The sequence below is a fragment of the Pseudidiomarina aestuarii genome, assembly GCF_003987355.1.
Classification (GTDB): domain Bacteria; phylum Pseudomonadota; class Gammaproteobacteria; order Enterobacterales; family Alteromonadaceae; genus Pseudidiomarina; species Pseudidiomarina aestuarii.
Map to the genome: position 1 here is coordinate 571,708 of NZ_PIPR01000001.1, position 13,010 is coordinate 584,717.

At 49.4% G+C, this 13,010-nt stretch carries 14 protein-coding genes; 11 read left to right on the top strand and 3 right to left on the bottom strand.

Annotated elements, in window-relative coordinates:
• Nucleotide 1 precedes the first annotated feature (1 nt).
• Genes CWE22_RS02635 through ttcA form a run of 6 tightly spaced genes read left to right on the top strand, consistent with a single transcriptional unit; the run spans nt 2 to nt 5,724 of the window.
• On the top strand, nt 2-502 hold the full coding sequence (locus tag CWE22_RS02635) for a FixH family protein (protein WP_169929834.1): 501 nt from the start codon (nt 2-4) through the stop codon (nt 500-502).
• A gap of 1 nt (nt 503) precedes the next feature.
• Nucleotides 504-2,945: a heavy metal translocating P-type ATPase gene (locus CWE22_RS02640; RefSeq protein WP_169929835.1), complete on the top strand. Its 2,442-nt coding sequence runs from the start codon at nt 504-506 to the stop codon at nt 2,943-2,945.
• On the top strand, nt 2,945-3,121 hold the full coding sequence (gene ccoS, locus CWE22_RS02645) for a cbb3-type cytochrome oxidase assembly protein CcoS (protein WP_169929836.1): 177 nt from the start codon (nt 2,945-2,947) through the stop codon (nt 3,119-3,121). The genes CWE22_RS02640 and ccoS overlap by 1 nt, the downstream gene beginning before the upstream one ends.
• Nucleotides 3,111-3,767 carry a sulfite exporter TauE/SafE family protein gene (locus tag CWE22_RS02650; protein WP_244595939.1) on the top strand — a complete coding sequence of 219 codons (657 nt, stop codon included), beginning with the start codon at nt 3,111-3,113 and terminating at the stop codon, nt 3,765-3,767. Before ccoS ends, CWE22_RS02650 begins: the two co-directional genes overlap by 11 nt.
• Nucleotides 3,768-3,814: 47 nt before the next feature.
• Entirely contained in the window at nt 3,815-4,744 is a 930-nt protein-coding gene (gene uspE / locus CWE22_RS02655; RefSeq protein ID WP_169929838.1) for a universal stress protein UspE, read from the top strand.
• Between the two features lie 32 nt (nt 4,745-4,776).
• A complete protein-coding gene (gene ttcA, locus CWE22_RS02660) occupies nt 4,777-5,724 on the top strand; it encodes a tRNA 2-thiocytidine(32) synthetase TtcA (protein ID WP_169929839.1) in 948 nt (315 codons plus the stop codon).
• On the opposite strand, the gene CWE22_RS02665 is transcribed toward ttcA, so the two are convergent.
• Both CWE22_RS02665 and CWE22_RS02670 read right to left on the bottom strand, forming a co-directional pair.
• On the bottom strand, nt 5,693-6,580 hold the full coding sequence (locus CWE22_RS02665) for a glucosaminidase domain-containing protein (protein ID WP_169929840.1): 888 nt from the start codon (nt 6,578-6,580) through the stop codon (nt 5,693-5,695). The genes ttcA and CWE22_RS02665 overlap by 32 nt on opposite strands.
• A 7-nt stretch (nt 6,581-6,587) precedes the next feature.
• Nucleotides 6,588-7,421, bottom strand: coding sequence for a hypothetical protein (locus CWE22_RS02670; RefSeq protein WP_169929841.1), 834 nt, complete (start codon nt 7,419-7,421; stop codon nt 6,588-6,590).
• A gap of 157 nt (nt 7,422-7,578) precedes the next feature.
• Here CWE22_RS02670 and CWE22_RS02675 point away from each other — a divergent pair, with 157 nt between their 5' ends.
• The 5 genes from CWE22_RS02675 to CWE22_RS02695 are packed head-to-tail and all read left to right on the top strand — an operon-like array spanning nt 7,579 to nt 12,577.
• The gene (locus CWE22_RS02675; protein WP_169929842.1) at nt 7,579-8,199 is read left to right on the top strand and encodes a pseudouridine synthase; all 621 of its coding nucleotides are present in this window, start codon (nt 7,579-7,581) and stop codon (nt 8,197-8,199) included.
• Nucleotides 8,200-8,237: 38 nt separating this feature from the next.
• Nucleotides 8,238-9,380, top strand: coding sequence for a tRNA 2-thiouridine(34) synthase MnmA (gene mnmA, locus CWE22_RS02680; RefSeq protein WP_169929843.1), 1,143 nt, complete (start codon nt 8,238-8,240; stop codon nt 9,378-9,380).
• Complete coding sequence (hflD, locus tag CWE22_RS02685) at nt 9,377-10,051, top strand: high frequency lysogenization protein HflD (RefSeq protein ID WP_169929844.1); 675 nt, start codon at nt 9,377-9,379, stop codon at nt 10,049-10,051. The genes mnmA and hflD overlap by 4 nt, the downstream gene beginning before the upstream one ends.
• Nucleotides 10,051-11,424, top strand: coding sequence for an adenylosuccinate lyase (purB, locus tag CWE22_RS02690; RefSeq protein WP_169931003.1), 1,374 nt, complete (start codon nt 10,051-10,053; stop codon nt 11,422-11,424). The genes hflD and purB overlap by 1 nt, the downstream gene beginning before the upstream one ends.
• Before the next feature lies 1 nt (nt 11,425).
• Nucleotides 11,426-12,577, top strand: coding sequence for a cupin domain-containing protein (locus CWE22_RS02695; protein ID WP_169929845.1), 1,152 nt, complete (start codon nt 11,426-11,428; stop codon nt 12,575-12,577).
• On the opposite strand, the gene CWE22_RS02700 is transcribed toward CWE22_RS02695, so the two are convergent.
• A complete protein-coding gene (locus tag CWE22_RS02700; RefSeq protein WP_169929846.1) occupies nt 12,570-13,001 on the bottom strand; it encodes a DUF4826 family protein in 432 nt (143 codons plus the stop codon). The genes CWE22_RS02695 and CWE22_RS02700 overlap by 8 nt on opposite strands.
• Nucleotides 13,002-13,010 lie beyond the last annotated feature (9 nt).

Here is a 13,010-nt window from a genome sequence, read left to right on the forward strand (position 1 = left end):
TATGACAATCAAACCTTGGTACAAGCAGTTCTGGCCGTGGTTTTTGATGGGTCTGCCCTTTTCGGTCATAATCGCCATGATCATCACACTGACTATCGCGAGCCAGTACGGTGATAACCCAATGGTGGTTGATGATTACTACAAGAAAGGTCGCGGCATTAATGTGCAAGTTGAGAAGGTTCAAGTAGCCCAGCAATTGAACATCAGTTTTACTTTTCAGCACACGCCCGAACAATTCACGCTTGCTTATGCGTCTGGAGCGCCAACGGAGCTCACTGCGCTGCGCGTAAGCTTCTATCACAGTACCTTGTCACAACGTGATTTTGAGCAAGTGATAACGGCTGATGCTAACGGCGTTTTTCGCGGTCAGCTACCGGCAGAGCTCGAAGGCAAATGGACAGTGACCGTGACTCCATTTAACAACGCTTGGCGGCTGTCGCAAAGCATTCAGCTACCCACCGTGAGAGCGCTCACGTTAAAGCCTCTGACTTACGGAGTTTAAGATGAGCAAGCAGTTGCCAGCAGTTGCATCTGGACTGTGTTACCACTGCTTGCAAACCCTCCCGCACGAAGGTGCTATTACGCACTCGTTAGCGGGGCAAACTGTGGAATTGTGTTGCTACGGCTGTCAGGCTGTCGCCAGTACCATTGAAGAGCACAACCTGCTGCACTTTTATCAATTCCGGGATACATCCAATCCACTCCAAGTTCCATTGCTGCCCGAAGAGTTACAAGAACTCAAAGCCTATGATGATGAGCGGTTGCAAGAACAACTCAGCCATTCGGTAGAAGATGGTCGCGAAATAACACTCTCTGTTGAAGGTATGACGTGCTCCGCTTGCGCCTGGCTGATTGAACGCGAGCTTGAACATCTCTCTGGGCTGCATTCCGTGCGTGTCAACGCAACGACTGAACGCGTGACAGTTCACTGGTCTCCCGAGCGCATTCGATTGAGCGAGATCTTACAAACCATCGCTGGACTTGGTTACCGGGCATTGCCGTTTCAAGCTGCACAGCAAGAATCGGATTTTAAAAAACGCCGTCGCTATTTCGTCAATCGACTCGGCGTGGCGGGTCTTGCAACGATGCAAATCATGATGATTGCGATTGCACTTTACTTTGGTGTGGTCAGCGATCTCGACGATTCGCTGCGTCAGTTCATGTGGTGGATTAGTCTGTTTTTTGCCACACCTGTGTTGCTCTACTCGGCGCAACCCTTCTACTTGAGCGCACTACGCAGTATTCAAGCACGACAACCCAACATGGACGTACCGGTCAGTCTTGCGCTGCTCGGTGCCTACGGTGCGAGCGCTTATGCCACACTCACCAATCAGGGTGAGGTTTATTTTGAATCGGTTAGCATGTTCACTTTTTTCCTGTTGGCAGGCAGATATTTAGAATTGCTCGCAAAACAAAAAGCGATGAGCCATGCCGCAAATTTGATTAAGTTACTGCCAGCAATAGCCAATCGTGAACGAGCCGATGGAAGTTATGAAGCCGTGCCCGTGCATCAATTAACGCTGGGTGATGTCATTCAAATTCCAGCTGGGAATACCATTCCAGTAGATGGTGAGTTGCTCGACGAAATCGCTCAGGTCAACGAGAGTTTGCTAACTGGAGAAAGCCGACTGCAGACCAAAACGCATCACGAAACGATGCTGGCCGGCAGTATTCCACCGCTGCAAAGTATTCGGATCCGCGTGACCGCAAGTCAACAGCAAACGGTGCTCGCTAGTATTATCGCGTTGCAAGATACCGCGTTGTCGCGCAAACCGAAATTGGCAGCAACGGCGGAAGCGCTTGCGAACAAATTTGTGATTCGGCTGCTTGTTTTGGCAGGTGCGACTTTCTTTGCATGGTCATTTATTGATCCGCAGCAGGCGTTCTGGATTACCCTCGCAGTATTGGTTGCCACCTGCCCTTGTGCGTTGGCCTTAGCAGCTCCAACTGCTGTGACGGGCGCAATTCACCGGCTCAATCGCGCTGGCATTATCGTTCGGAATGCCGATGTCTTTGCTCGTGTTGAAGAAACTAAGACGTTATTGATCGACAAAACCGGGACACTGACTACAGGTAACTTCCGAGTCGTGAAGTGGCACAATCATCAACCAACATCGTATTCTGATAGCGAAATACAGCAGCGGATTCGTGAGCTTGAACGTGACGCCGTGCATCCGTACGCACAATGCTTAAAACAGTGGGCATCTGAGTACGCTCAACCAGCTCACGAGCGTTTGTGGCAGCGTTTAGAGCAAGTGCATGGCGCCGGTGTCAGTACATCGGCGGCGAAACCTGAATATTGCTATCGACTGGGTTCTTTAAGCTGGATCCAAGAATGGCATCCGGATTTCGTTCCAACGCATGCGCAGAGTCAAGTATTTTTAGCCAATCAACGAGCAGTGCTGGCTGAAGTGGAACTACAAGACGAGTTAAGACCAGAAATTGAAAGTACCCTTGCTGCATTAAAGGCAAGCGGTGTGCAGTTGGTGATGCTAACTGGTGACCGTGATGTCTATGCTCAACCTGTGGCTAATCGGTTGGGCATTGATATCGTACACGCACAGTGCATGCCTGCTGATAAGTTACGTTGGCTCGAACATTATCAGTCGCAAGGCTCTGTGATGATGATTGGCGATGGCTTGAATGACGGCCCTGTGCTCGCGCAAGCCGATATTGCCATTACCTTCAGTCAGGCTGCAGATTTAGCTCGCATCGCAGCCGATGTCATTCTGATCAATCAAAGCGGTGATGGTATTTCAACATTTCGTACCACCGCGCTGCGCTGTCGAAATATCATGAATCAAAATATTCGTTGGGCATTGCTCTATAATGTCATCATTATTCCAGTTGCAGTCGCTGGGTTTCTTACCCCATACATGGCCGCAATTGGGATGTCCGCCAGTTCGCTACTGGTGTTGTTGAATTCACTCAGGCTCTATCGCTAATGGAAAGTTTGTATATTCTGATTCCAATTGCTCTATTTTTCGTGGTTTTAGCTGTCGGGATTTTCCTGTGGGCGGTTCGCTCTGACCAGTTTGAAGATCTCGAACGCAAAGGCATGGATGTCTTACTTGACGATAAACCAGTACAGAAGCGACAGCAGGATGACGATGCTGGATAGTTTCGCCGCTTTGCTGATGGGGCTAGCCGGCGCGGGTCATTGCATCATGATGTGTGGTGGAATCGCCGGTGCATTTGGTCAATCCATATCGACCGCAACGCTATTGGTCTACAATTTAGGCCGCATTACCTCTTATTGTATCGCTGGCGCACTGGTTGGCTATGCAGCAAGTGTGCTGACTTTACTGATGCCAGATGTACTTCTGATACTGCGTTTCGTTGCCGGGCTTCTACTCATTTTACTCGGACTCTATTTAACCGGCTGGTGGATGGTGTTACGCCGACTCGAACGTCTCGGCACGCCTTTTTGGCGTAGCCTCCAGCCCTTTGCGCAGCGTTTTAGACAGAGCCAACAGCTGCCCTCCATATTTGGTGCTGGGATGTTATGGGGCTGGCTACCCTGCGGCTTAGTATACAGTGCACTGAGTTGGGCAGCGTTAAGCGGCTCAGCAAGCCAAGGAGTCTGGCTCATGCTGATGTTTGGTCTCGGCACCTTACCTGCAATGTTTGCCTTGGGCTGGTTCAGTAAAGCAATACAAAGTGTTCTGAAGTCTCAAGGCTTCCGTCAAGCCATGGGAATCATTATGATTTTCTACGGAGTTTGGGTCATTCAAATAGCGTTACGACAAATGTCACTTTTCAGCTAGCTTGAACTACACTAGATCATGTTGTGGTTTAGGTTTGGAGGTGAAAAATGAGCTGCGTCAACAATATCTTAGTTGTGCTTGATCCTGAAGGTACCGAACAAAAGGCGCTCAACCGCGCGCTACAACTCGCCCGTATTTCTGGCGCGAAACTCACGCTGTTGCTCTCCATTTATGACTTTTCATACGAAATGACAACCATGTTAGCCGCTGAGGAACGTGACCTCATGCGTGATAGTTTGATCGAGGATCGACGCGTGTGGATCCGTGATCTATTGGAGGATTACAATACTCGTGACCTCCAAATCAACATCCAAGTGGTTTGGCACAACCGTCCTTTCGAAGCCATTATTGAAGCGGCCATAACAGGGAAGCATGACATCATCGTGAAAGGCACGAAACAACGTGAGGGTCTTGCCGCGCTCCTATTTACCCCGACCGACTGGCATTTGCTGCGCAAAGCACCCTGTCTCGTCTTATTGGTTAAGGAACATGATTGGCCAGAGGGGGGCCAAATTTTGGCTGCTATTCACACCACAGGTGAGAACAATCAGCATCAGGAACTTAACCAGCGAATTACCGAACAGGCGCTGCGCTTTGCCCAATGTTTAAGTAGCACGGTGCACCTCGTCAATGCCTACCCAGGAGCACCCTTGACTATCGCTGCCGAGATACCCGAATTTGACACCGGTAATTATCGCGAAAGCATCGCAGAGAACCATCGTCAGGCTTTGGCTGAGCATGCAAAACCTTTTGCTATTCCTGCTGCTCAACAACACGTTCAAGAAGGGTTGCCCGAGCAGGTCATTCCAGCCTTAGCGAAAGAGCTCGATGCAGAACTCGTGGTCTTGGGAACCATGGGGCGAACTGGCTTCAGCGCGGCACTTTTGGGCAACACCGCTGAGCATGTCATTGAACAGCTCAATTGTGATTTGCTCGCAGTAAAACCTGCGGGATTTCAATCGCCGGTTAAGGTATAATCGCGCCGTTTTTTCATCAAGCGGTAGTGAATATGTCGACAGCAGAAACAATAGCCAACTTAGGTCCTGCGGCCAAAAAGCAGAAATACGCATTGAATAAGTTACAAAAACGTCTCCGTCGTGACGTCGGGCGCGCTATTGAAGATTTTAATATGATCGAAGACGGTGATCGCGTGATGGTCTGTTTGTCAGGCGGCAAGGACAGCTACACACTGCTCGACATATTGCGGTTTCTGCAGCGTATTGCTCCGATCAAATTTGACATCATTGCGGTGAATCTGGACCAGAAACAACCGGGGTTTCCAGAGCATATTTTACCTGAGTATCTTACCCGTGAAGGCGTCGACTTCCGCATTATTGAAGAAGATACCTACTCAATCGTGAAAGAAAAGATTCCTGAAGGGAAAACCACCTGCTCGCTTTGTTCGCGTCTACGGCGCGGCATTCTTTATCGCGTCGCCAACGAGCTCGGAGCGACCAAGATCGCGCTCGGTCACCATCGCGACGACATGTTGGAAACCTTGTTATTGAATATGTTTTACGGTGGCACCATGAAATCAATGCCGCCCAAATTAGTCAGTGACAATGGTCAACATGTTGTCATTCGTCCACTTGCTTACGCTCGTGAAAAAGATATCGCGAAGTACGCCGAGGCATGTCAGTTCCCTATTATCCCTTGCAACCTCTGCGGTTCGCAGGAAAATTTACAGCGAAAAGTCATCAAAGACATGCTGAAACAATGGGATCGCAGTCATCCTGGCCGTATCGAAAGTATGTTTTCGGCACTACAAAACGTCGTTCCATCGCATCTGGCCGATGCAAGTTTATTCGGATTTAAGTCGATAACCGCAACTGGACAAGAGAATCCGGATGGCGATACGGCGTTCGATCACGCTACGCCGACCACCTTTCTAAACTTCCGCGATGAAGACGACCAAGCGGACGAGATTACTCCGATCCAGGTGCTGAATTTAAGTTAGATTCAGCATCTGAGTTTGCGTCCGACTCAATCACATCGACAATAATCGGGCGGTTGACTCGAATCATTGAGTTGAGCTCGTCAATATAGTCTTCGCCTCGCTCAGAATAACTCATCAGACCCGGCGTTAGGTCGAGTGCCCTTATGTCGGCACCTTCTAGGCGTCTCTGCTCTCGTAACACACGCAAATCTAAATAAGCCGGATGCGTGTTGATGTTTCGCAAATAACTACGCACCGACGCATTGACCGAAGCGAATCTCTGTACCTCGTGATTCGCACCTTCTGGGCGCGAATCTGGCACAATGCCGCACCCCTCGCTGAAGCACCATTGGCCAAAGAAATTTAATCCGTCACGTGCAAATCGAGACGTACCCCAACCGGATTCATTAGCCGCCTGCACCAGAACCAGAGCCTCAGGGACGACGTCAACACGCCGTAATAACAGGTCAAACTGTGTACCCAACTCAACATCATCAGTTTTAACTCGATAGAGACTTGCTAACTGCTTGAGCCATGCCAGCTCTCCAGCTTTTAATGCGTTGGAATCAACTTGCCAACGTTCATACAGACGCAACAATCGATCGCGTTGGACCTCAATCCGGCTATTTTCGGCTTGAACTAGAGGTGCCAGGAAAGCAAAGAATGCCTGCTTTTTATCTCGCGTATCTGTATAGGTTGTAAAGTCAGGAACTTCCTTATGAATTGGCGCTTCCACCAGTACAGCTGGTTCGCCAGGACGCAGCTCTGGCGCGTCTGAATGTGTATTCTGCAGTTGGGTGGGAATATAGACGCTTAGCGCAACCGCACTAAGCGTTATGACCAATAGACTACTGTGCCAAATTTTTTGATTTTGCATAGATCCTCTATTCGTTTGGAGTATCTTTATTGATTGGTGAAGAGGCCTCGACCTGCTCTTCCGCAAACACTGGTTCAGCTTCTTGCGTATCACGATCGCCGAGCAAGGCGATGTAGAGAACGCCGGTCACATTAAATAGGAGCGGCAACGTAAACAACAAACCGAGCAATAACGGTAATGCACTAATAATTATGATGATAACCATGATAATCATTAAGCCCAACGCCCGCCAGAAATAACGGCGAAGGACCAACACTGAACCCATAATCGATTTGAATACACTGGTTTGACGATGTACGACCAGCGGTATAGCCAACATAAATGTAATGTTGATGATAATCAGTGCAATCAGACTAACCGCACCGGCGGCTGGCGGACTAAAAAGACCGATACTCACAAATGCCAAAAATGTGATCAGAGCGGGTAAAGCAAGCTTAACGAAAGTCACCGCCATGACAGGAATCGAGCGCTGTAATACCGAAAACGCGGCCGAAAACGTGATTTTTTCATCATTGGCGTTAAGGATGCCAATGAGCGTCAGACCGCCCCATAGAGGCGCAAGAATGATTTGAGTGACAATCCCAGTCCAATCGTTGTCACTTTTCAATTCAGGATCCAGCATGACATCGAACATTGTCATTCCCTCGGGAATCGTTAGGAACAAACTATTCAACACCATGGCAATCACAATATAAGCAATCATCAACGGCAGCATAACCGGCAAGCTACGTACTGTAATCTCCCAGGCACGCTGCAAGACTTCGCCTATGACAAGTGGTTCTTCACCCCGTAACGCTCTGCTGAAATTGCCTTGTCGTTTCACTAGTTTGTCATCACTCATGTCGGTTCCATTCTATTTTTTAACTGTTTAATCATCGACATTGTTGCACTGAAATGCGCGAGTCGCTACGAAATAGTTTATCATTGTCGCCTCACAAGCGCACTTGCCGCTGCTCGGCTGGACCTAACAGTTCTGCGCTATTTATTGGAGAGGAATTATGCCCGCCCCACAACGCCGCCGTTCACGTGTTCGCTCACCAGCCAAAGACGCGATGAAAGTTCGTCCCGCCAACCCCAAAATCGTATTGTTGAACAAACCTTTTGGCGTGTTAACGCAATTTTCGGGGGACGACTCTGAGCACACATTAAAATCATTGGTTCCGTTCAAAGATGTTTATCCTGCCGGCCGCCTTGATAAAGATAGTGAGGGACTTTTGGTGCTGACCAATGACGGTGTGATTCAGCACAAGATCACCGATCCCAAATATAAAATGCCGAAACTCTACTGGGCACAAGTTGAAGGTATCCCGACCACCGAAGCACTAAAGGCGTTGCGTGATGGCGTTGAATTGAATGACGGCGTAACAGCGCCCGCCGAAGTATTCCTGATGGACGAACCTGCGGAATTATGGCCACGAGTCCCCCCGATTCGCGAACGCCAAGCCATTCCTACAACGTGGTTGTGTTTGCGAATTACCGAAGGACGCAATCGACAAGTACGCCGGATGACGGCAGCGGTAGGTTACCCCACACTACGTTTAATTCGAGCTGGGGTCGGACCTTGGACATTACGTGGAATGCAGCCTGGCGAGTGGCGTGAAGAACCCTCTGTGTGGTAGAATTCGCCGCCATAAAGGTAAGCGTCAATTGAGTAGTTATGAGCACAGAAAAACACGACAATTCGCACAAAAAAGTCATCGTCGGCATGTCCGGCGGGGTTGATTCATCGGTATCCGCATACTTACTTCTGCAACAAGGCTATCAAGTTGAAGGCTTGTTCATGAAAAACTGGGAAGAAGACGATACCGACGAATATTGTGCAGCAGCAACGGATCTTGCCGATGCTGAAGCTGTTTGTGAAAAGCTCGGGATACCATTGCACACCGTGAATTTTGCGGCGGAATATTGGGACCACGTTTTCGAATACTTCTTGGAAGAATATCGCGCAGGTCGTACGCCGAATCCCGACATCATGTGCAATAAGGAAATCAAATTTAAAGCCTTTCTCGAATTCGCAGCCGAAGCGCTCGCTGCCGACTATATAGCTACTGGACATTACGTCCGGCGTCGTGAAGTGAATGGCAAGCACCAATTATTGCGCGGTCTAGATGACAATAAAGACCAAAGCTATTTCCTGTATACCCTCAGTCACGAGCACATTGCGCAAACGCTTTTCCCTGTCGGAGAGCTGGAAAAGCCAGAAGTACGCCGTATTGCTGAAGAGCAAGGTCTGGTGACAGCCTATAAAAAGGATTCAACCGGCATTTGCTTTATTGGTGAGCGGAAGTTTAAGGATTTCTTGCAGCAATATTTGCCTGCGCGTCCGGGCAGCATTGAGTCTGTCGATGGCGTGGAATTAGGCCAGCATGAAGGTTTGATGTATCACACGCTGGGGCAACGTAAAGGCCTACACATCGGGGGTGTTGCCACTGCGGGGGATGAGCCTTGGTATGTGGTCGACAAAGATCTCGAGCGCAATGTTTTGATCGTTGCTCAAGGAGCGCAACATCCGCGTCTGATGTCAACCGGCCTGATTGCAGGTCAGTTACATTGGGTAAACCGCGCCACACCAGCAGACACCTTCACCGCAGTGGTGAAGACGCGTTATCGTCAACACGACATCTCATGTCGGGTGAAACGCCTCGACGATGGCCGCGTAGAAGTACAGTTTGACTCCCCCGTCGCCGCAGTAACCCCTGGGCAGTCTGCTGTTTTCTATCAAGACGAAGTGTGTCTCGGTGGTGGCATCATTGAACAACGCTTAGCGAGTCACCTATCACCTACCGAGGTACTGCTGTGAGTACTGGTGTGAATACTGTTGTGAGCCACGATGTATGGCAACAACGCGTTTTATCGTTGGCGGCCATCGCACAAGCAGCAGCAGCGGTTAAACAGATAGCGCGTGAAGGTAGCCTACGAGAGCCCGCGCGTGGCCAACCCCTGATTGACAGTGTTTTGAATCAAAACCCAAGTGGTTTTGCTGCCATTTATCCGGAACCTAGTGCGCTGCAATGGGGACTCGAACAGCTTCTCCAACAAATTGGCGCTACCCGTGACAAAGACGTGGAAATCACGCGCTACGTGGTGGGTATTCTCGCGTTGGCTCGAAAATTTATGCGCGCTGAGAAAGCGCAACAGCAATTAGGACAGCGCATCGAGCAACTGTATCGTCAGCAACATGACTTTCAGTTCAATACTGATACTGTTGTTGCTGGTATGGCGAGTGCCTACAGCGACTTTATCTCACCGCTTAGTCAACCATTAAAAATTAATGGCAAACCAGATTACTTAAAACAAGCGAATGTCCAAAATCAAATTCGCGCATATTTACTAGCCGGCGTACGCAATGCTGTGCTGTGGAATCACTTAGGCGGCAAACGTCGTCATTTCTTGTTTTCGCGCCAACGTATGGTGCGTACCGCACAATCCCTTTTACGCACTTTACATGAGCAATCGGAGCCTCAATCATGATGAATTTGTCCGCCCTCACCGCTTTGTCCCCCGTCGATGGCCGTTACGGTAGCAAAGCTGCTGCATTGCGCCCTATTTTTAGTGAGTATGGACTCATTCGCAATCGCGTCGTGGTTGAAGTGCGTTGGCTCCAGCATTTAGCCAGCATCCAAGCTATTGCAGAAGTGCCGGCATTCAGTGACGCTGCAAATGCGCACTTAGAAGCTCTCGTTGAAAACTTCACGGAAGAACATGCGGAACGCATCAAGACTATTGAGCGTACAACCAATCATGACGTAAAAGCCGTCGAGTATTTCCTCAAAGAATACGTTGCTGATCATGCCGAGTTAGCCGCAGTGAGTGAGTTCATTCACTTTGCCTGCACCTCTGAGGATATCAATAACCTGTCGCATGCACTGATGTTGCATGAAGCCCGCGACCAAGTCATGTTGCCTGTCATGACTGAGTTACATGACGCTGTATTGGCGTTGGCTGTTGAGCATAAAGCGGTACCTATGATGGCGCGTACCCACGGCCAACCAGCTACACCGACAACATTAGGTAAAGAAATGGCCAACGTGGCAGTTCGTCTGCAGCGGCAAATTGAGCAGTTCAGTGCTGTGCCATTACTCGGGAAGCTCAATGGTGCAGTCGGCAATTACAATGCACATATAGCCGCTTATCCGGAAGTCGATTGGCATCAGGAGTCAGAGCGTTTTGTCACAAGCTTGGGTCTGCAGTGGAACGCCTTTACCACACAGATTGAACCACATGACTATATTGCCGAGATATTCGCTGCAGTTGCACGCTTCAACACGATTGTTATCGACTTTGACCGTGACGTGTGGGGCTATATTGCACTGAATCACTTTAAACAGCGCACGGTTGAAGGTGAAGTCGGTTCGTCTACTATGCCGCACAAGGTGAACCCGATTGATTTCGAAAATTCAGAGGGTAATCTGGGCTTAGCGAATGCGATTATGGATCACCTCGGTAACAAGTTGCCGGTGAGTCGCTGGCAGCGTGACCTCACCGATTCGACCGTGTTACGTAATTTAGGTGTGGGTTTCGCCTACGCGCTTATTGCCTATCAAGCTACCTTGAAAGGCATCAGCAAACTTGAAGTAAATGCGGACAACCTACTCCGCGAACTGGATCAAAACTGGGAATTGCTGGCAGAGCCTATTCAAACTGTCATGCGCCGTTATGGTATTGAAAAACCTTACGAAAAGCTAAAAGCTTTAACACGCGGAAAACGCGTTAACCAACAGGCGATGGCGGTCTTTATTGACGGTCTCGAATTACCCGAGACGGTGAAAGCTGAGCTGAAACTACTGACGCCAGCATCGTACATTGGTCGTGCAATTCAGTTCGTCGATGATCTAGCGAGTTAACATGACTGTGCATCTAAAGCTCGATACGCAAAATTTTTTGCAACAGTATTGGCAACGCCAACCACTGTTGATTCGCGGTGCGTTTGCGGATTTTAACGATCCCATCGAACCCGAGTTGCTTGCCGGTCTCGCTATGGAAGATGGCGTCGACTCGCGAGTCATCGAGAATCATCAGGGTCAGTGGAATGTTCAGCACGGTCCGTTTAGCGACTACGAAGCTTTTGGTGAGAGCGGTTGGACTTTGTTAGTTCAATCTGTGAATGAGTGGTTCCCAGCGGTGCAGAGTCTGCTCCAACCATTTCGGTTTTTACCGGATTGGCGAACCGATGATGTCATGGTCAGTTTTGCTACCGAACACGGCGGTGTCGGGCCTCACTTGGATCAATACGACGTGTTTATTATTCAAGGCACAGGTACACGTCATTGGCGCGTTGGTGAGCGCTTAACTGGTGCTGCAGAACACTGCCCACATCCTGACCTAAAACAACTTCAGAGTGATTTTGTCGCCACTATTGACACGGTTTTGGAACCTGGTGATATGCTTTATATTCCGGCTGGATGTCCGCATGAAGGCGTTGCACTCGAGCCAAGTCTCAATTACTCCATTGGTTTTCGAGCCCCCAACAGTGCAGAGTTTATTGCTGCTCTTGCTGACGTCTTACATCAAACTGAACAACACTATCCACGCTACCGTGACCCGGCAGCTCTTCAAGCTGGAACTGCGTTTCGCGTCGATTCGGAACAATTGAATGCGGTGAAGTCGTTTGTCCAGCATGGTTTGAGTGAAGCACAACTCGATATCGCGCTATTACAGGTCATGTCGCAAAGTAAGCGACCCTTACCACAACCTGATGACGTTATTTCTGAAGCAGTGTTGGCCCAAGCATTAGCTTCCGAACTACTGCTCTGCCGCACGCCGGGTTCACGTATTTTGTTGGGGCCACAAGAGGAAGCGCTTTACTTTGCTGGAGAACGTTGGCCGCTCGCACCAGAGCAGCATGACTTTGTCACACAACTGGCGCAGCAGTGGGATGATTGTGAGCTTACGGATTACGCCAGCCACCTCGCTCACGACCACAATCGCGCACTAGTGTGCGAATTATTGCAAGCTGGCGTGTTCTATCTAGTTCAAGAGGAAGGTGAGCCTAGCTAACCGGCTCATCTTTCCATAAATCATCCTGCTCGGTCATTTCGTACAGACTCTCCGCACGACCAACTAGGAAGCTAGCATAGCGTTGCTGTTCTGGGTCTTTCGACGCTTCAGGATCTTGAACAATGCCCTCTGCACGCAGTTGCCACTGCAACGCAAAATGTTTCAACGCATCACGCGCGGTTTCAGCTACTTTCGCACTGACGACGTCACTTGGAACATCACCGTTGATAGCCCAAATTTCTTTCTTATCTTGCGTCGTCAAACGCCAAACCGCGACCAATGGCACCAAGTAACGACACCGCTTCGTTAACACACGATCAACGATAATACCCTGCTCTGCCAGATACTTATTTGCTTTCTGAAAATGCTCGCGGACCCATGCAGAAACATCTGCATCGTTCGGAGGCGTAGTTGCTTCAGCCATAGTGAACCT

Bases quoted from the DNA above. Each gene is read 5' to 3' on its own strand.
- CWE22_RS02635 (WP_169929834.1), top strand. From the start codon at position 2: ATGACAATCAAACCTTGGTACAAGCAGTTCTGGCCGTGGTTTTTGATG.
- CWE22_RS02640 (WP_169929835.1), top strand. From the start codon at position 504: ATGAGCAAGCAGTTGCCAGCAGTTGCATCTGGACTGTGTTACCACTGC.
- ccoS (WP_169929836.1), top strand. From the start codon at position 2,945: ATGGAAAGTTTGTATATTCTGATTCCAATTGCTCTATTTTTCGTGGTT.
- CWE22_RS02650 (WP_244595939.1), top strand. From the start codon at position 3,111: ATGCTGGATAGTTTCGCCGCTTTGCTGATGGGGCTAGCCGGCGCGGGT.
- uspE (WP_169929838.1), top strand. From the start codon at position 3,815: ATGAGCTGCGTCAACAATATCTTAGTTGTGCTTGATCCTGAAGGTACC.
- ttcA (WP_169929839.1), top strand. From the start codon at position 4,777: ATGTCGACAGCAGAAACAATAGCCAACTTAGGTCCTGCGGCCAAAAAG.
- CWE22_RS02665 (WP_169929840.1), bottom strand. From the start codon at position 6,580: ATGCAAAATCAAAAAATTTGGCACAGTAGTCTATTGGTCATAACGCTT.
- CWE22_RS02670 (WP_169929841.1), bottom strand. From the start codon at position 7,421: ATGAGTGATGACAAACTAGTGAAACGACAAGGCAATTTCAGCAGAGCG.
- CWE22_RS02675 (WP_169929842.1), top strand. From the start codon at position 7,579: ATGCCCGCCCCACAACGCCGCCGTTCACGTGTTCGCTCACCAGCCAAA.
- mnmA (WP_169929843.1), top strand. From the start codon at position 8,238: ATGAGCACAGAAAAACACGACAATTCGCACAAAAAAGTCATCGTCGGC.
- purB (WP_169931003.1), top strand. From the start codon at position 10,051: ATGAATTTGTCCGCCCTCACCGCTTTGTCCCCCGTCGATGGCCGTTAC.
- CWE22_RS02695 (WP_169929845.1), top strand. From the start codon at position 11,426: ATGACTGTGCATCTAAAGCTCGATACGCAAAATTTTTTGCAACAGTAT.
- CWE22_RS02700 (WP_169929846.1), bottom strand. From the start codon at position 13,001: ATGGCTGAAGCAACTACGCCTCCGAACGATGCAGATGTTTCTGCATGG.